General features: G+C 73.8%; 14 protein-coding genes. 9 read left to right on the plus strand and 5 right to left on the minus strand.

What is annotated here, in order from left to right:
• Window positions 1–23: 23 nt before the first annotated feature.
• Entirely contained in the window at window positions 24–638 is a 615-nt protein-coding gene (gene rpsD, locus ASG36_RS19245) for a 30S ribosomal protein S4 (RefSeq protein WP_082523329.1), read from the minus strand.
• A gap of 53 nt (window positions 639–691) precedes the next feature.
• Here rpsD and ASG36_RS19250 point away from each other — a divergent pair, with 53 nt between their 5' ends.
• The gene (locus ASG36_RS19250) at window positions 692–1465 is read left to right on the plus strand and encodes a DUF2470 domain-containing protein (protein WP_055768043.1); all 774 of its coding nucleotides are present in this window, start codon (window positions 692–694) and stop codon (window positions 1463–1465) included.
• Here ASG36_RS19250 and ASG36_RS19255 read toward each other — a convergent pair.
• Genes ASG36_RS19255 through ASG36_RS19265 form a run of 3 tightly spaced genes read right to left on the minus strand, consistent with a single transcriptional unit; the run spans window position 1455 to window position 5993 of the window.
• Window positions 1455–3032 carry an ABC-F family ATP-binding cassette domain-containing protein gene (locus ASG36_RS19255; RefSeq protein WP_055768047.1) on the minus strand — a complete coding sequence of 526 codons (1578 nt, stop codon included), beginning with the start codon at window positions 3030–3032 and terminating at the stop codon, window positions 1455–1457. The genes ASG36_RS19250 and ASG36_RS19255 overlap by 11 nt on opposite strands.
• A gap of 31 nt (window positions 3033–3063) precedes the next feature.
• Complete coding sequence (locus ASG36_RS19260; protein ID WP_055768049.1) at window positions 3064–5019, minus strand: AAA family ATPase; 1956 nt, start codon at window positions 5017–5019, stop codon at window positions 3064–3066.
• Window positions 5016–5993, minus strand: a complete 978-nt coding sequence (locus ASG36_RS19265; RefSeq protein WP_055768052.1) for an aldo/keto reductase — start codon at window positions 5991–5993, stop codon at window positions 5016–5018. The genes ASG36_RS19260 and ASG36_RS19265 overlap by 4 nt, the downstream gene beginning before the upstream one ends.
• Window positions 5994–6154: 161 nt before the next feature.
• On the opposite strand from ASG36_RS19265, the gene ASG36_RS19270 reads away from it, so the two are divergent.
• The 6 genes from ASG36_RS19270 (at window position 6155) to ASG36_RS19295 (ending at window position 11559) form a co-directional block, all read left to right on the plus strand.
• Window positions 6155–6970, plus strand: coding sequence for an undecaprenyl-diphosphate phosphatase (locus ASG36_RS19270; RefSeq protein WP_055768054.1), 816 nt, complete (start codon window positions 6155–6157; stop codon window positions 6968–6970).
• A gap of 96 nt (window positions 6971–7066) precedes the next feature.
• The gene (locus ASG36_RS19275; protein ID WP_055768058.1) at window positions 7067–7768 is read left to right on the plus strand and encodes a histidine phosphatase family protein; all 702 of its coding nucleotides are present in this window, start codon (window positions 7067–7069) and stop codon (window positions 7766–7768) included.
• Between the two features lie 24 nt (window positions 7769–7792).
• Complete coding sequence (locus tag ASG36_RS19280; protein WP_055768061.1) at window positions 7793–8344, plus strand: DUF3090 family protein; 552 nt, start codon at window positions 7793–7795, stop codon at window positions 8342–8344.
• Window positions 8281–9234 carry an SCO1664 family protein gene (locus ASG36_RS19285; RefSeq protein WP_235495292.1) on the plus strand — a complete coding sequence of 318 codons (954 nt, stop codon included), beginning with the start codon at window positions 8281–8283 and terminating at the stop codon, window positions 9232–9234. Before ASG36_RS19280 ends, ASG36_RS19285 begins: the two co-directional genes overlap by 64 nt.
• 44 nt (window positions 9235–9278) lie before the next feature.
• Window positions 9279–10526 (plus strand): cysteine--1-D-myo-inosityl 2-amino-2-deoxy-alpha-D-glucopyranoside ligase, encoded by a 1248-nt coding sequence (gene mshC, locus ASG36_RS19290; protein WP_055768064.1) that lies wholly within the window; start codon window positions 9279–9281, stop codon window positions 10524–10526.
• A 7-nt stretch (window positions 10527–10533) separates the two neighbouring features.
• Window positions 10534–11559 (plus strand): HD domain-containing protein, encoded by a 1026-nt coding sequence (locus ASG36_RS19295; protein ID WP_235495294.1) that lies wholly within the window; start codon window positions 10534–10536, stop codon window positions 11557–11559.
• A gap of 54 nt (window positions 11560–11613) precedes the next feature.
• On the opposite strand, the gene ASG36_RS19300 is transcribed toward ASG36_RS19295, so the two are convergent.
• Window positions 11614–12483, minus strand: coding sequence for a PAC2 family protein (locus tag ASG36_RS19300; protein ID WP_055768069.1), 870 nt, complete (start codon window positions 12481–12483; stop codon window positions 11614–11616).
• A 195-nt stretch (window positions 12484–12678) separates the two neighbouring features.
• Here ASG36_RS19300 and metH point away from each other — a divergent pair, with 195 nt between their 5' ends.
• A complete protein-coding gene (gene metH / locus ASG36_RS19305; protein ID WP_055768072.1) occupies window positions 12679–16488 on the plus strand; it encodes a methionine synthase in 3810 nt (1269 codons plus the stop codon).
• Window positions 16485–17177 carry an HAD family phosphatase gene (locus tag ASG36_RS19310; RefSeq protein ID WP_235495296.1) on the plus strand — a complete coding sequence of 231 codons (693 nt, stop codon included), beginning with the start codon at window positions 16485–16487 and terminating at the stop codon, window positions 17175–17177. The genes metH and ASG36_RS19310 overlap by 4 nt, the downstream gene beginning before the upstream one ends.

The following is a 17177-nucleotide window of genomic DNA, read 5'->3' on the forward strand; positions in this document are numbered from 1 at the left end:
AATGCGTTCAGATCACGCCACGTTCAGCGGGAGTAGTGCTCCACGACCAGCTGCTCCTCGCACTGCACCGGGATCTCGGTGCGCTGGGGGCGGCGGACGACGAAGCAGGTGAGCTCGGTCAGCCGGACGTCCAGGTACTTCGGGGCCTCGGCGTGGGCACCGGAGGCCGCAACCTGGAAGGGCTGCTTGGGCTTGCTGCGCTCGGCGATCGCGACCACGTCGCCGGGCTCGACCCGGTAGCTGGGCCGGTCGACGCGCCTGCCGTTGACCGTCACGTGGTGGTGGGTCACGGTCTGCCGGGCCTGGTAGATCGTCCGGGCGAAGCCGGCGCGCAGCACGGTGGCGTCCAGGCGGGCCTCGAGGTCGAGGAGCAGCGCCTCACCGGTCTTGGCGCCGGTGTTGCGGCTGGTCTTCTTGGCCCGGTCGAAGGCCAGACGCAGCTGGGTCTCGCTGACGTCGTACTGGGCGCGCAGCCGCTGCTTCTCCATCAACCGCGTCTTGTAGTCGCTGGTGTTCTTGCGCTTGCGGCCGTGCTCGCCGGGCGGGTACGGCCGGCGCTCGAAGTACTTCACGCACTTGGGGGTGAGCGGCATGCCCAGGGCGCGGGACAGGCGCACCTTCGGTCGAGGGGTGTTCACGGGGCCTCCTTGTTCGGTTAGGCTCACCTTACATCCCGAGCGAAGGACCACCGATGACCTCGACCACCCCGCCCGTCGTCCGGCCCACCGCCGCCGAGCGCGCCCGCACCGTGGCCTGTCGCCCGTCCGCTGCCGTCTGCGCGGCCGGCGTCTCCGGCTCCCGGGTGCTCGCCCACGCCACCACGAAGGCAGGGTCCGTGCTGCTGGTCGTGCCGGCCGCGGGGGAGCTGGCCGTCGCCGTCCGCACCGCCGAGGACGGCGACCTGGCCGCCCTCGTCATGGTCACCGACCACGCTCCGGTCAGCCTGCGTGACCCGGTCCGGGCCCAGCTCTGGCTCTCGGGCTGGCTCGCCCCGGTGCCGGACGACGAGACCCGGGAGGCCGCCCTGGAGTTCGCCGAGGTGCTCCCCGCCGGCGCCCTGCTCGACGTGGGGGTCAGCGCGACGCTGCTGCGGCTGGACCTGGCCGAGGTGGTGCTCGGGGAGAACGGCGGCACCACCGAGATCGAGCCCGAGGACTACACCGCAGCCAACCCCGACCCGCTGGTGGCCGTGGAGAGCTCTGCCCTGCAGCACCTGGACGCCGACCACCCCGAGGAGCTCGCCCTGCTGCGTTCGCGCATCCCGGCGCAGTGGCTGGCCGCCGGGGACGTCGTCCGCCCGCTCGGGCTGGACCGGGCGGGCTTCCGGCTGCGGATCGAGTCCGGTCGGGGGCACCGCGACGTCCGGGTGCCCTTCGACGTCCCCGTCGACAGCGAGGACGCCCTCGGCCCCGCCGTGCACCGGATGATGTGCGCCGCCCGGCGCTGCTGCCGGGTCAGCGACTGAGCTCGAGCCACCGGTCCGGCGCGAGGGCGGTGAGGAACCGGGGGTCGTGGCTGACCACCACGATCGCCCCCTGGTAGCCGGCCAGCGCCGACTCCAGCTGGCCCACGCTGCCCAGGTCCAGGTTGTTCGTCGGCTCGTCCAGGAGCAGCAGCTGCGGGGCCGGCCGCGCGGCGAGGACGACGGCGAGGGTGGCCCGCAGCCGCTCGCCGCCGGAGAGCGCGCCCACCGGCAGGTCGGCCCGCTCGCCCCGGAACAGGAACCGGGCCAGCACCGTGCGCCGCTCGGCCTCGGGGCGGTCGGGCGCGGCGTCGGCGAGGCAGTCGGCCACCGACCGTGCCGGGTCCAGTGTGTCCAGCCGCTGCGACAGGTACGCTACCCCGCCCGCGGCCCGTCGCACGGTGCCGGCGTCGGGCTGGTGCAGCCCGGCCAGCACCCGCAGCAGCGTGGTCTTGCCGCTGCCGTTCGGGCCGGTGAGCGCCAGTCGCTCGGGGCCGCGGAGCTCCAGGTCCAGCCCGTCGCCGAAGAGGTCCCGCACCCGCACGCCCACCGCCGCGACGACGGTGCGCCCGGCCGGCACCCGGGTCTCGGGCAGGTCGACGATGACCACCTGGTCCTCGCGCAGCCCGGCCTCGGCCCGGTCCAGGCGGGCCCGGGCGTCGTCCACCCGGCCGGCGTGCGTCCCGTCGGCACGCCCGGTGGACTCCTGCGCCCGGCGCTGGCGCGCGCCGGCCAGGATTCTCGGGATGCCGGCGTCGGGGGCCTTGCGGGCCGCGCTCCCGGCCCGCCGTTCGGCGCGCTCGCGGGCCTCCTGCCGGTCCCGCTTCTCCCGCTTCAGCGCCTGCTCGGCGCCGCGGACGTCGCGTTCGGCGGCCTCCTGCTCGGCCGCGACGACCGCCTCGTACGCAGAGAACGGGCCGGTGAGCACCCGCAGCGCACCGTGGTCCAGCTCGGCGATGCGGTCGACCCGCTCCAGCAGCTCCCGGTCGTGGCTGACCACCAGCAGGGTGCCCGACCAGCCCTCCACCACCGCGTACAGCCGCGCGCGGGCGTCCCCGTCCAGGTTGTTCGTGGGTTCGTCGAGCAGCAGCACGTCGGGACGGCGGAGCAGCTGGCCGGCCAGCCCGATGGTCACGACCTGACCGCCGCTGAGGGTGTCCAGCCTGCGGTCCAGGGCGACGTCACCGAGCCCGAGCCGGTCGAGCTGGGCGCGCGCCCGTTCCTCGACGTCCCAGTCGGTGCCGATGGTGTCCAGGTGCGCGGGGTCGGTGTCCCCGCCCTCGACGGCGGCGATCGCAGCGAGCACCGGGGCGACCCCGAGGACGTCGGCGACGGTGCGGGCGGCGTCGGCGGTGAGGTCCTGCGGCAGGTGCCCGAGCACGCCGTCGACGACCACCGAGCCGCGGGTCGGCGTCAGCTCACCGGTGAGCAGCCGCAGCAGGGTGGTCTTGCCGGCGCCGTTGGGCGCCACCAGCCCGGTCCGGCCCGGGCCGATCGAGGCGGTGAGCCCGTCGAGCACCGGCGTGCCGTCCGGCCACGCGTAGGAGACGTCCCGGAGCTCGATCACCACGCCCCGACCCTGCCCGACGCCCGCGGGTCTGTCAGTCGGTTTGATCTCGCAGCAGCTGGGCGAGCCGGGTGCGGCGCGGCCGGACGTCGACCTCCCGCACCGCCCGGGCCAGCGCGGCACCCGAGGCGTGCACGATCGACAGGTGCTTCTGCGCGCGTGTGAGCGCGGTGTAGACCAGCGGCCGGGACAGCATGCCGCCGGCCTCGGGCGGCAGGACGACGACGACCCCGGGCCACTCCGAGCCCTGGGCGCGGTGCACGGTGATCGCCCAGCCGTGCTTGAGGTCGCTCAGCGCCGTCCCGGTGACGTTGCAGGGCCCGGAGCTGAAGTCGATGGACAGCGACCCGTCGCGGGCACCGGTGACCACGCCGACCTCGCCGTTGGCGAACCCGACGGGTTCGAGGTCGAGGTGGTTGGCGGTGGCCACCACCCGGTCGCCGACGTCGAAGCCGTAGACGGTGCCGTCGCCGGGGTTGAGCTGGGCCTTCAGCGCCTTGTTCAGCTCGATGGTGCCCGCCGGCCCGCGGTGCACCGGGGTGACCACCTGCACCGTCGCCGGGTCGAGTGACAGCGCGCGGGGGATCGAGTCGGTGACCAACTGGACCACCCGGCGGGCGGCCTCCGCGCTGCCCGTCGCCGGCACGATGACCACCTCGCGGTCGGGGGACTCCACCTGCACGAGCTCCCCGCCGCGCACCCCGGTGGCCAGCCGCGCGATGGCGCCACCGGCGGCCTGCCGGTGCAGCGTGGTGAGCTCGGTGACCGGCACCGCGCCGGAGTCGATCATGTCGCCGAGCACGTGCCCGGGGCCGATCGAGGGCAGCTGGGCGGGGTCGCCGACCAGCAGCAGGTGGGTGCCGTCGGCGCAGGCCTCCAGCAGCGCGGCGGTGAGCTCGACGTCGAGCATCGAGGCCTCGTCGACGACGACCACGTCGGCGTCCAGCGGCCACTCCTCGTTGCGGGCGAACCCGCCGGTGGTGCCCTGCGCGCCGAGCAGTCGGTGCACGGTGACCGCCGGGTGGTCGGTGAGCTCCTCCAGCCGCTTGGCCGCCCGCCCGGTGGGGGCGGCCAGGGCGACCTCGGTGCCCTTGGACTCCAGCAGCTTCACCACCGAGGCGACAGTGCGGCTCTTGCCGGTGCCGGGCCCGCCGGTGAGCAGGCTGACGCCGGCGCCCAGCACCTGCGCGACGGCCTCGAGCTGTGCGGGGTCCAGCCCCTTGGCCACCGACCGCACCGACGCCGGGTCGGCGATCCGCTCCGCGGTGGCGGCCAGCCGGACGACGTTCTCCGCCACCGCCTCCTCGGCCATCCCGTACCGGGACAGCGACAGCATGCGCAGCGCCGGGTCGGGCTCGGCCGGTTCCTCGTCGGACTCCGGGTCGAACTCGGGCTCCGGGGGCTCGTGGTCGAGCACCTCGCCGCCGTCGACCGCGGCCAGCACCGCGGCGGCCGGGTCCTCGACGCCCTCGGCGCGCAGCGCGGCGACGACCAGGTCGACCGGCAGCACGGTGTGCCCGTCGCGGGTGGCGGTGCGCAGGGTCAGCGAGACCAGCGCGCGGCCACGCCGGGCGTCCTGCTTGTCCACCCCGGGCAGCACCGCGACGGCCAGTCGGTCGGCGTCGGCGAGGGTCACCTGGGACAGCGACAGCAGCATCCACGGGTCGTCCCGCAGCCGGCGGGCGGCGTCCGGGCCCAGGGCCTCGGCGGCGTTGGCGGCCAGCCGGGCCGAGACCCCGGCGGTGACCAGCAGCTCGACGACGTCGTAGGTGGGGGCCGCGGCCAGGAAGGAGGAGAACAGCCGCTCGGCGCGCTGCCGGCCGACCCGGGGCAGGCCGACCAGCTTGTCGGCGGTGACGTCGTCCGGCGTCCGGATGCCGGCCTCGGGGAGCTCGGCGGCCGCCCGTTTGCCCAGCCCGGGCCAGAGCCCCGCGGTGGTGAAGGCGGCGAAGACGACGTCGGGGGCCGGGCCGGCCGTGGACGAGGTCATCCGGGCCGGCGGTCGGGGTAGGAGGTGTGCGGGGCCGAGACGTCGTCCAGCGCCCGGCGGATCGCCGCGGGCAGGGTGACGTCCTCGGCGTCCAGGCTGACCTGCAGCTGGGCAGCGGTGCGGGCGCCGACCACCGGGGCCACGACGCCGGGACGGTCGCGCAGCCAGGCCAGCGCCACGGCCAGCGGGACCGTGTTCAGGCCCTGCGCAGCGGTGATCACCGCCTCCACCACGCGCTCGGCGTTCTTGGAGCGCAGCCCGTCGATGAAGCCCGACCACTGCGGGGAGGCGCCCCGGGAGTCGCTCGGCGTCGCGTGCCGGTACTTGCCGGTGAGCAGCCCGCGGCCCAGCGGGGACCAGGGGAGCAGGCCCAGGCCGAGCGCCTCGGCTGCCGGCACGACCTCGCGCTCCACGCCGCGCTGCAGCAGGGAGTACTCCACCTGCGTGCTGACCAGCGGGGTGCGGCCGGGCCACGCGCGCTGCCAGGTGGCGGCCTGCGCGGTCTGCCAGCCGGTGAAGTTGCTCACCCCGACGTACCGGGTCCGCCCCGAGGACACCGCGGTGTCGACCGCGGCGAGGGTCTCCTCCAGCGGGGTGGCGTCGTCCCAGGAGTGCAGCTGCCAGAGGTCGACGTGGTCCAGGCCGAGCCGCTCGAGGGAGGCGTCCAGGGCGGCGAGCAGGTGCCCGCGGGAGCTGCCCCGGCCCATCGAGCCCGGCCGGGTGCGGCCGACAGCCTTGGTCGCGACCAGCACGTCCTCCCGGGGGACGACGTCGGACAACAGCCGGCCCAGGGTCCGCTCGGACTCGCCGTCGACGTAGACGTCGGCGGTGTCCACCAGCGTCCCGCCCGCGTCGACGAAGGCCGTGAGCTGCATCGCAGCCTCGTCCTCGTCGGTGTCCCGGCCCCAGGTCATCGTGCCCAGCGCCAGCCGGGAGACCACCAGGCCGCTGCGCCCCAACGCCCGCTGTTCCACGACGGGTCAACCTACCGGCGTGTGCCGCGGGCGCTCGTCAGCGACCGGCGACACCCGTGTCGACCCCGGCCCGGCACAGGCCCGCGCCCTAGGGTGCCTGCCGTGCCCGCTCCCCGTGTGACCCGTTCCGCCGCCGTCCCGACCGGTCGGGGCTGAGCGGCGTGGGCTGGTTCGAAGCCGTCGTCCTGGGCCTGGTGCAGGGCCTCACCGAGTTCCTGCCGATCTCCTCCAGTGCGCACCTGCGCGTGGTGGGGGAGGCCTTCGGCTGGGAGGACCCCGGTGCCGCGTTCACCGCGATCACCCAGATCGGCACCGAGATCGCCGTGCTCCTCTACTTCCGGCACGACATCATCCGGATCGTCTCGACCTGGGTCCGCTCGCTGGGCAACCGGTCGCTGCGCTCGGAGCCCGACGCCCGGATGGGCTGGCTGATCATCATCGGGTCGATCCCGATCGTCGTCCTCGGGCTGCTCTTCCAGGACCAGGTCGAGACCACCCTGCGCGACCTGCGGATCGTCGCGATCGCCCTCGTCGTGTTCTCCCTGGTCCTCTTCTGGGCCGACCGGGTGGGCAGCAAGCAGCGCCAGGTCAGCGAGCTCACCGTCAAGCACGGGATCCTCTACGGGCTGGCCCAGGCCGCCGCGCTGATCCCCGGTGTCTCCCGGTCCGGCGGCACCATCACCATGGGCCTCTTCCTGGGCTACTCCCGGGCGGCCGCGGCGCGCTACTCGTTCCTGCTGGCCATCCCCGCCGTCCTCGGCTCGGGGTTCTTCCAGGCCTACGAGTCCCTGGACAGCGGCATCGACTGGGGCCCGACGCTGCTGGCCACCGTGATCGCCTTCGGCGTCGGCCTGGCCGTCATCGCCTGGCTGCTGCGCTACCTGGAGCGCGGCACCTTCACCCCGTTCGTCGTCTACCGGATCGTGCTGGGCCTGGTGCTCCTCGCCCTGGTCGGCGCCGGGGTGCTGTCGCCGTAGGAGAAGGACCCCGCTGCCCCCCACGCCTCGCTGACGCTCGGCGCGGGCCCCTGCAGCGGGGCCGGCAGGACACGGTCGTCTCACTACTCTGTGCTTGTGACGACGCTGATCCTCCTGAGGCACGGTCGGACGACGGCGAACGCCTCCGGGGTGCTGGCCGGCTGGACCCCCGGGGTGCGGTTGGACGAGACCGGCGAGGCGCAGGTGGCCGCGGTCGGGGCCCGGCTGGCCCCGGTGCCGCTGGCCGCGGTCGTGGCCAGCCCGCTGGAGCGCTGCCAGCAGACCGCCGGCGCGGTGCTGGCCGGGCGCGAGCTGGAGCTGCAGACCGACGACCGGCTCGGCGAGTGCCGCTACGGCGACTGGACCGGCAAGCCGATCAAGGACCTGCTCAAGGAACCGCTGTGGAAGGTCGTCCAGCAGCACCCCTCGGCCGCGGTGTTCCCCGGCCCGGAGGGGGAGGGGCTCGCCCAGACCCAGGCCCGCGCCGTCGCCGCCGTCCGGGAGTGGAACGCCCGGCTGGGTCCCGACGCCGTCTGGCTGGCCTGCAGCCACGGCGACGTGATCAAGGCGATCCTGGCCGACGCCTACGGCATGCACCTGGACCAGTTCCAGCGCATCGTGGCCGACCCCGCCTCGATCTCGGTCGTGAACTACACCGAGACCCGTCCGTTCGTGGTGCGGGTCAACGACACCGGCGGCGACGTCAGCGCGCTGATCCCGCCGAAGAAGAAGCCCGGCCGACGTCGCAAGGCCTCCTCGGACGCCGTCGTCGGCGGCGGCGCTGGGACGACGGCCTGACGCTGCGCGCGTAACCTCGTCCACGTGCCACGCCAGGTCTTCCACTTCGACCGTCCCTCCCGATTCGTCGCGGGGACGGTGGGTCAGCCGGGCGACCGGACCTTCTACCTGCAGGCCGCCGACGAGGCCGGCCGGGTGGTGAGCGTCGCCCTGGAGAAGTCCCAGGTGCAGGTGCTCGCCGAGCGGATGAGCGAGCTGCTGGACGAGATCGCCACCCGTGCCACCACCGTCGTCCCGCCGGACGCCGACGTCGACGACCTCGACCCGCTCACCGCCCCGGTGGACGAGGAGTTCCGGGTCGCCGCCATGGGCCTGGCCTGGGACGGCGACGCCGAGGCCGTCGTGGTCGAGGCCGTGGCCGCCGGTGAGGAGCCGATCGACGAGGACGCCATCCTCTCCGACGCCGACGAGGGCCCCGACGCGCTGCGGGTGACCATCACCCCGGCCGCGGCCCGCTCCTTCGTGGCCCGCGCCCGCCGGGTGGTCTCGGCCGGGCGGCCGGCCTGCCCGCTGTGCTCGATGCCGCTGGACCCCGCCGGGCACGTCTGCCCGCGGCAGAACGGGTACCGGCGCTGAGCACGGCCGAGCCCGGTCCCGACCGGACCGGCGACGAGCTGGTCGACGCGTTCCTCGACGGGGAGCTCGACGACCTGGTCGAGGACGACGAACCCGAGGACGACGACGAGCTCGAGGTCGACGACGGCACCCGCGAGCTGGACACCCTGGGCTTCGACCACGGGGACCGCCGCCGGGTGGTCGACGACGCCGAGGCCCGCACCCTGCTGCTGGACGGTGAGCTCGACCTCGAGGGCCGGCTCCTGGACGCCAGCAACGTCACCCTGATCGGGGCGATCCGCACCGACACCCTGGCGGGGGAGTGCGTCTACAAGCCGGTCGCCGGCGAGCGCCCGCTGTGGGACTTCCCCGACGGCACGCTGGCCGGCCGGGAGATCGCCACCTACCTGGTCTCCGAGGCCACCGGCTGGCGCGTGGTGCCCCCCACGGTGCTGCGCGAGGGGCCCTTCGGCCGCGGCATGGTCCAGCTGTGGCAGAACGCCGACCCGTCGGTGGAGATGACCACGTTCGTCCGGCGCGACGTGCCCGAGCTCCGCCGGATGGCCGTCTTCGACGCGGTGGTCAACAACGCCGACCGCAAGGGCGGGCACATCATCCCGATGGCCGACGGCCACGTGTACGGCGTCGACCACGGCATCTGCTTCTCACCCGACCCCAAGCTGCGCACCCTGCTGTGGCGCTGGGCCGGCAAGCCGCTCACCGACGAGGCGGTCGAGGTGCTGGAGAAGCTGCGGCACCAGCTGATGGGCGACCTGGGGGAGCAGCTGCACGAGCACCTGACCCGCCGGGAGGTGCGCCGCACCCAGCAGCGGGTGGCCGACCTGCTCCGTTCGGGCACCCACCCCGAGCCCAGCGGGGACTGGCCGGCGCTGCCCTGGCCGCCCTTCTGACCCGTCCCGCGGACGCTGTCGGGGGTCGGCTCTAGGCTCGGTGCGTGCTCAGCTGGCCCGCCCCCCTCCTGCCCTCCCTGCCCGGTCGCGGCCCTGCCCTGCGGTTGCACGACACCGCCCGTGGCGAGGTCGTGCAGACCACCCCGGGGCAGACCGCCCGGATGTACGTCTGCGGCATCACGCCCTACGACGCCACCCACCTCGGCCACGCCGCGACCTACCTGGCCTTCGACCTGGTGAACCGGCAGTGGCGCGACCTCGGGCACGCCGTGCACTACGTGCAGAACGTCACCGACGTCGACGACCCGCTGTTCGAGCGCGCGGACCGGGACGGCGAGGACTGGATCGTCCTGGGCATGCGGGAGACCGCGCTGTTCCGCGAGGACATGACCGCGCTGCGGGTGCTGCCGCCCGAGGACTACGTCGGCGCCGTCGAGGCCATCCCGCAGATCGTCGCCCACGTCGAGGAGCTGCAGGCCGCCGGTCTGGCCTACACCCTCGAGGACGGCACCGGCGACGTGTACCACGACGTCTCCCAGGCCCCGGGCTTCGGCACCGAGAGCGGCTACGACGAGGCCACCATGCTGCGCCTGTCCGCCGAGCGCGGGGGAGACCCTGACCGCCCGGGCAAGCGCAACCGGCTCGACCCGCTGCTCTGGCGCGGGGCCCGCGAGGGCGAGCCCTCCTGGGCCGGCCCCCAGGGCGTGGCCGGGCGGCCCGGCTGGCACGTCGAGTGCGCCTCGATCGCGCTGGGCACCATCGGCATGGGCTTCGACGTCCAGGCCGGCGGAAGCGACCTGGTCTTCCCGCACCACGAGTTCTCCGCCGTGCACGCCGAGGCCCTCACCGGCACCAAGCCCTTCGCCCAGGCCTACGTGCACGCGGCGATGATCGGCCTGGACGGGGAGAAGATGAGCAAGAGCCGGGGCAACCTGGTGTTCGTCTCCCGGCTGCGCGGCGACGGCGTCGACCCGATGGCGATCCGGCTCGCCCTGCTCTCCGGGCACTACCGCACCGACCGGGCGTGGACGGCCGACCTGCTGACCGACGCCGAGGAGCGGTTGGCCACCTGGCGGCGCGCGGTCGACCGGGAGTCCGGCGCCCCCGCCGCCCCGACCCTGACCGCCCTGCGCGAGCGGCTGGCCGACGACCTGGACTCACCCGGTGCCATCGCCGCCGTCGACGCCTGGGCCGCGGCGACGCTGGCCGGGGGCGAGCCCGAGGAGCTCGACCAGCACGCGACCGACGTCGTCCGCGATGCCGTCGACGCGCTGCTCGGCGTGGCCCTCTGAGCCCCGCGTGACCGCGCCCTTCCGGTTGGCCGACCGGGCCACCCGCGAGCAGGCCGAGCAGCTGCTCGCGCCGGCGGCGGCTCGGTCGACGGCCACCCGCGGGCGGGCCCGTCCGGAGTCCGAGGACCCGCTGCGGACGGCGTACGAGCGCGACCGGGACCGGATCCTGCACGCCAAGGCCTTCCGCCGGCTCAAGCACAAGACCCAGGTCTTCCTGCACCCCGACGGCGACCACTTCGTCACCCGGCTCACCCACACCCTGCAGGTCACCCAGGTGGCCCGCTCCCTCGCCGCCGCGCTGAGCCTCAACGAGACCCTCGCCGAGGCGATCGCGCTGGGCCACGACGTGGGGCACTCCCCGTTCGGGCACATCGGTGAGGACGCGCTGGAGCCCTACGTGCCCGGCGGCTGGCACCACGCGGCCCAGGGCGTGCGCATCGTCGAAGTGCTCGAGGACCTCAACCTCACCTGGGAGGTCCGGGACGGCGTCCGGGCGCACAGCTGGAAGATCAGCCCGCCGCCGACCACCCGCGAGGGCGAGTGCGTGCGCTACGCCGACCGGATCGGCTACCTGTCCCACGACGCGCTGGACGCCGTCCGCGCCGGGGTGCTGCGCCCGGCCGACCTGCCCGCCCGCGCCCGCGCGGTCTTCGGGGAGCCCGGCAGCGAGATGGTCGGTTCGATGATCGACGCCGTCGTCGCCGGCAGTCTGGCCGGTGGCTCGGCTGTCGTCATGGAGCCCGACGCGCTCGAGGCCATGCACGAGCTGCGCACGTTCATGTTCGAGCGGGTCTACGAGTCACCCGTCGCGGCCGGGCAGAAGCACGTGGCCATCGACGTCATACGCCGGCTGGTCGACCACCACCTGGCCCACCCCGAGCTCATCCCGGCCACGTACCGGGACACCGAGGCCGACCTGGTCACCCAGGTCGTCGACCACGTCTCGGGCATGACCGACCGCTACGCCCTCGCCATGCACGACCGTCTCTTCGACAGCAACGCGACGTCCCTGATGACCCCGCTCCTGCCCTGACGACGAGCGCCCTTCTCGTCGTCCGGGACGACGAGAAAGGCGCTTCTCGTCAGATCAGGAGCCGCCGGCGGTGCCGCGGCGCTTGAGGTACCGCTCGAACTCGCGGGCGATCTGGTCGCCGTTGGCCTCGGACAGGTCGCTCTCGGTGGCCCGCTCCTCCAGGGTGCGGACGTACTCGACGACCTCCTCGTCCTCCTGGGCCATCTCGTCGACGGTCTTGACCCAGTCCTCGGCCTGCTGGGGCAGGGCGCCCATCGGCACGGTGACCTCCAGGACCTCCTCGACCCGCTGAAGCAGCGCCATCGTCGCCCGGGGGGACGGCGGCTGGGAGACGTAGTGCGGGACGGCGGCCCAGAAGCTCACCGCGGGCAGCCCGGCCTGGACGCACGCGTCCTGGAAGACCCCGAGGATGCCCGTGGGCCCCTCGTAGCGGGAGGTCTCCAGGCCCCAGGTCTGCGCGGACTCGGTGTCGTAGGCCGAGCCGGTGACCGGGGTGGGACGGGTGTGCGGGGTGTCGGCCAGCAGCGCGCCCAGGGAGACCACGGTCGAGGCGTCGAGCTCGACGAGGATCTCGATCAGCTCGGCGCAGAAGCTCCGCCAGCGCATGTTGGGCTCGATGCCGCGCACCAGGACCACGTCCCGCTCGCTGCCGGCCGGTCGCTTGGCCACCGAGATGCGCGTGGTGGGCCACTCCATCCGGCGGCTGACGCCGTCGACGAGGGACACGGTGGGCCGGTTGACCTGGAAGTCGTAGTAGTCCTCGGGGTCCAGCGCGGCCAGCGGTTCGGCGTCCCAGATGAGCTCCAGGTGCTCCAGCGCGCCGGTCGCGGCGTCCCCGGCGTCGTTCCAGCCCTCGAAGGCCACGACGACGACGGGGTCGGTGAGCTGGGGCAGGGCATCGGCGGTGGACGTCGGGTCGATCACCCCTCCGAGCCTACGTCGCCCGGGGCGCAGGACCGGGTCGCTCCCGGCACGTCTGGACCGGGGTGCTGGACGGGAGTGGGAAGATGGGGTTCCCCGTGCGTGGACGCCGGGGCGAAGGCGAGCCCGCCGGACGTCGTGCCCGGACCCCCCGGTCCCGGTACGACACACCTGCTGCACCGACCTCCGAGGACCCCCGTGCCCGACACCACCGCGCCCAGCGCGCACCTCCGTCCGGACGCCACCGCCGAGCTGACCGCGCTCCTGCAGCAGCGGATCCTCGTGCTGGACGGCGCCATGGGCACCGCGATCCAGCGCGACCGGCCCGACGAGGCCGGCTACCGCGGCGAGCGCTTCGCCGACTGGCCCTCCGACGTGCAGGGCAACAACGACCTGCTGTCGATCACCGCGCCCGACGTCATCCGCGGCATCCACGAGGAGTACCTCGCCGCGGGTGCCGACCTGCTCGAGACCAACACCTTCAACGCCACCTCGATCTCGCTGTCGGACTACGGCATGAGCGAGCTGGCCTACGAGCTGAACGTGGCCAGCGCCTCGCTGGCCCGGGAGGCCGCGGACGCCGCTTCCACCCCGGACAAGCCGCGCTTCGTGGTCGGCGCGATCGGTCCGACCAGCCGGACGGCGTCCATCAGCCCCGACGTCAACGACCCCGGCGCCCGCAACGTCACCTTCGACGAGCTGGTCGAGGCCTACCTGGAACAGGCCAACGGCCTCGTCGACGGCGGCTCCGACGTGCTGCTGGTCGAGACGGTCTTCGACACGCTGAACGCGAAGGCGGCGATCTTCGCCGTCGAGACGCTGTTCGAGGAGCGCGGCCGCCGCTGGCCGGTGATGATCTCCGGGACCATCACCGACGCCTCGGGCCGCACGCTGTCCGGGCAGGTCACCGAGGCGTTCTGGCACTCCATCCGGCACGTCAAGCCGCTGCTGGTGGGGCTCAACTGCGCGCTGGGCGCCGCCGAGATGCGGCCCTACATCGCCGAGCTGTCCCGGATGGCCGACACGTTCGTCTCCTGCTACCCCAACGCCGGGCTGCCCAACGCGTTCGGGGAGTACGACGAGTCCCCGTCCGAGACCGCCGCGGTGCTCGAGGAGTTCGCCGGCGCCGGCTTCGTGAACCTGGTCGGCGGCTGCTGCGGCACCACCCCCGCCCACATCGGCGCGATCGCCGGCGCGGTGGCGGGTCGCGCGCCCCGGACCCCGGCCGAGGTCTCCCCGGCCCTGCGGCTCAGCGGCCTGGAGCCGTTGACCGTCACCGAGGAGTCGCTGTTCGTCAACGTCGGCGAGCGCACCAACATCACCGGCTCGGCCCGCTTCCGGAACCTGATCAAGGCCGGGGACTACCCCGCGGCCCTCGCCGTGGCCCGCCAGCAGGTCGAGGCCGGCGCGCAGGTCATCGACGTGAACATGGACGAGGGGATGATCGACGGCGTCGCCGCGATGGACCGCTTCGTCAAGCTCATCGCCTCCGAGCCCGACATCAGCCGGGTGCCGATGATGGTCGACTCCTCCAAGTGGGAGGTCATCGAGGCCGGCCTCAAGTGCGTGCAGGGCAAGGCGATCGTCAACTCGATCTCCCTCAAGGAGGGCGAGGAGAAGTTCCTCCGCGAGGCGCGGCTGTGCCGCAAGCACGGGGCCGCCGTCGTCGTCATGGCCTTCGACGAGGACGGCCAGGCCGACACCCTCGAGCGGCGCAAGCAGATCTGCCGCCGAGCCTACGACCTGCTCGTGGACGGCGTGGGCTTCCCGCCCGAGGACGTCATCTTCGACCCGAACGTCTTCGCCGTCGCCACCGGCATCGAGGAGCACGCGAACTACGGCGTGGACTTCATCGAGGCCACCCGGTGGATCAGCGAGAACCTGCCCGGGGCGCACGTCTCGGGCGGTGTCTCCAACGTCTCCTTCAGCTTCCGCGGCAACAACCCGGTGCGCGAGGCCATCCACGCCGTGTTCCTCTTCCACGCCATCCGGGCCGGCATGACGATGGGCATCGTCAACGCCGGGGCGCTGGAGGTCTACGACGAGGTGCCCGAGCTGCTCCGCGAGCGGATCGAGGACGTCGTCCTCAACCGGCGCCCGGACTCCACCGAACGGCTGCTCGAGATCGCCGCGGACTTCGCCGGCGACGGGACCGTCAAGGAGGTCGCCACCGAGGAGTGGCGCTCGCTGCCGGTGGGGGAGCGGATCACCCACGCCCTGGTCAAGGGCATCGACGAGTTCGCCGAGAGCGACACTGAGGAGCTGCGGCTGGAGATCTCCGCCCGCGGCGGCCGGCCCATCGAGGTCATCGAGGGGCCGCTGATGGACGGCATGAACGTCGTCGGTGACCTGTTCGGCGCCGGCAAGATGTTCCTGCCCCAGGTGGTGAAGAGCGCCCGGGTGATGAAGAAGGCCGTCGCCCACCTCATCCCGCACATCGAGGCCGAGAAGCAGCCCGGGGACGTCGAGCGGAGCAACGGTCGCGTCGTCATGGCCACCGTCAAGGGCGACGTGCACGACATCGGCAAGAACATCGTCGGCGTCGTCCTGCAGTGCAACAACTACGAGGTCATCGACCTGGGCGTGATGGTCCCGGCGCAGAAGATCCTGGACGCCGCCAAGGAGCACGGCGCCGACGTGATCGGGCTGTCCGGGCTGATCACCCCGTCGCTGGACCAGATGGTGGACTTCGCTGCCGAGATGGAGCGGCAGGGCCTGGACATCCCGCTGATGATCGGCGGCGCGACCACCTCGCGGGCGCACACCGCGGTGAAGGTCGACCAGAAGTACCACGGCCCGGTCATCTGGGTGAAGGACGCGTCGCGCTCGGTGCCGGTGGTGGCCGCGCTGCTGTCCGACGAGCAGCGGCCCGGCCTGCTGGCGGCCACCGACGCCGACTACGACGCCCTCCGCGAGCGGCACGCCGCCCGGGAGGACACCCGCTCACTGCTGCCGCTGGCCGCCGCCCGCGAGCGGGCCCCGGAGATCGACTGGACGGACTACCAGCCGCCGCGGCCGCGGATGCTCCTGCAGCAGGCCCGGGACGTGTGCAGCGGCCCGGTGTGCGACCACCCGGCCGGGCACGCCACCCAGTTCGTCCGCACGTTCACCGACTACCCGCTCGAGGAGCTGCGCCGTTACATCGACTGGCAGCCGTTCTTCAACGCGTGGGAGATGCGCGGCCGGTTCCCCGACATCCTCAACAACCCCTCCACCGGAGAGGCCGCGCGCCGGCTCTACGACGACGCGCAGGTCATGCTCGACCAGCTGATCGAGGAGAAGTGGCTCCGCGCGGCCGGGGTGTTCGGGCTCTTCCCGGCCGCCCGGGTCGACGGCACCGAGGACCTCACCGTCTACGCCGACGAGGCACGCACGCAGGTCCGGACGACCCTGCACCACCTGCGCCAGCAGACCGAGGGCCGCGACGGTTCGGCCCGCAAGTCCCTGGCCGACTTCGTCGCGCCGGTCTCGACCGGGCTGCACGACCACGTGGGCGCCTTCGCGGTCACCGCCGGCCTGGGCTCGGCGGACAAGGTCGCGGAGTTCAAGGCCGACCTGGACGACTACTCCGCGATCCTGCTGGAGTCCCTGGCCGACCGGCTCGCCGAGGCGTTCGCCGAGCGGTTGCACGAGCGGGTGCGCACCGAGTTCTGGGGCTACTCCGCCGACGAGCGGCTGGACCCCGACGCGCTGCTGGCCGAGAAGTACGTCGGCATCCGGCCCGCCCCGGGCTACCCGGCCTGTCCCGAGCACACCGAGAAGCTCGCGATCTGGGACCTGCTGGACGCCGAGGCAACCACCGGGATCGAGCTGACCGAGTCGATGGCCATGTGGCCCGGGGCCGCGGTGAGCGGGCTCTACTTCTCCCACCCGCAGTCGCAGTACTTCGTGCTGGGCCGGGTCGCCCGCGACCAGGTCACCGACTACGCCGAGCGCAAGGGCTGGACCGTCGCCGAGGCCGAGAAGTGGCTGTCCCCGAACCTGGGCTACCGGACGGAGGACGAGTGAGGGACCTGGCTGCGGTGCTGTTCGACATGGACGGCACGCTGGTGGAGACCGAGCACTACTGGGACGTCGGGCTCGAGGAGCTCGCCGTGCGGCTGGGCGGCCAGCTGTCGGCGGAGGTGCGGCCGGCGATGACCGGGGTCTCCGTGCCGGTCTCGCTGCAGCTGCTCTACGCCGACCTCGGCCTCGACCCGGCGACCCAGGACGCCGAGGGCGACGACCGGTGGTTGCAGGGGCGGGTCATGGAGATGCTGACCGCGGGCGTCAGCTGGCGGCCCGGGGCCCGTGACCTGCTGGCCGCGGCCCTGGCCGGCGGTGTGCCGACCGCCCTGGTGACCACGACGCACCGGCCGCTGGCCAGCATCGTGGTGCGCCACCTCGCCGCGGACCTGGGCACCGCGCCGTTCGCCGTCGAGGTGTTCGGCGACGAGGTGCCGGCGGTCAAGCCCGACCCGGCGCCCTACCTGCAGGCCGCAGCCGCGCTCGACGTGGACCCGACCAGGTGCGTCGTGGTCGAGGACTCCCTCGCCGGGGTCACCGCCGGTCTCGCAGCGGGGTGCGCCGTGCTCGGCGTGCCCGCGCTGCAGGACCTGCCCGTGCTGCCGGGTCTCACGGTCCGCCCGACCCTCGCCGGGCTGGGCGTGGCCGACCTGCAGGACCTGGTGGGCGCCCGGGAGCCCGTCGCCCGCTGA

Source organism: Geodermatophilus sp. Leaf369 (assembly GCF_001424455.1).
Lineage (GTDB): Bacteria > Actinomycetota > Actinomycetes > Mycobacteriales > Geodermatophilaceae > Klenkia.

Excerpts from the sequence above, each read along its gene's own strand:
- ASG36_RS19260 (WP_055768049.1), bottom strand. The coding sequence starts at position 5,019 with ATGACCTCGTCCACGGCCGGCCCGGCCCCCGACGTCGTCTTCGCCGCC.
- ASG36_RS19250 (WP_055768043.1), top strand. The coding sequence starts at position 692 with ATGACCTCGACCACCCCGCCCGTCGTCCGGCCCACCGCCGCCGAGCGC.